The sequence below is a fragment of the Rhizobium sp. 18055 genome (genome assembly GCF_902706285.1).
Lineage (GTDB): Bacteria > Pseudomonadota > Alphaproteobacteria > Rhizobiales > Rhizobiaceae > Rhizobium.
The window spans coordinates 1-435 of sequence record NZ_CACSKD010000312.1 but is presented as its reverse complement, the minus strand read 5'-3'; the positions used below and the strand labels follow the sequence as shown (position 1 = coordinate 435).

Below are 435 nucleotides of genomic sequence, written 5' to 3'. Positions count from 1 at the left end.
CCCCGGGGCCGGTTGTCATCACCACCGGGTTCATCGGTTTCCTGACCAGCGGATTTTGGGGCGCGGTCGTCGCAGCGGCAGCGACCTTCCTGCCCTGCTACCTGCTCACTGTGATCCCAGCACCGTACTTCAAGAAGCATGGGAAACACCCCGGCGTGGTCGCGTTCGTGGATGGCGTGACTGCGGCTGCCGTGGGCGCCATTACTGGAGCGGTGGTAGTGCTGGGGCAGCGGTCAATCGTGGACTTACCGACCGTCGCACTGTTTCTTGCCACAGCCGCTGTCCTGTGGCGGTTCAAGAAGCTGCCCGAGCCTGTGGTGGTACTTGCTGCCGCCTTGATTGGCCTGGCCGTCTACCCGCTGGTTGCCCACGCCTGATCCGGACCATCTGAAGGAGAACTGTATGAACTACCAAATCCGCCCCCTGACGCTGAAC

General features: G+C 62.8%; 1 protein-coding gene. It reads left to right on the top strand.

The window, feature by feature from the left end; all coding sequences use genetic code 11:
* A partial coding sequence (locus tag GVL52_RS32220) for a chromate transporter (protein ID WP_200848016.1) occupies positions 1–377 on the top strand: 377 nt, incomplete at its 5' end.
* Between the last annotated feature and the right edge of the window lie 58 nt (positions 378–435).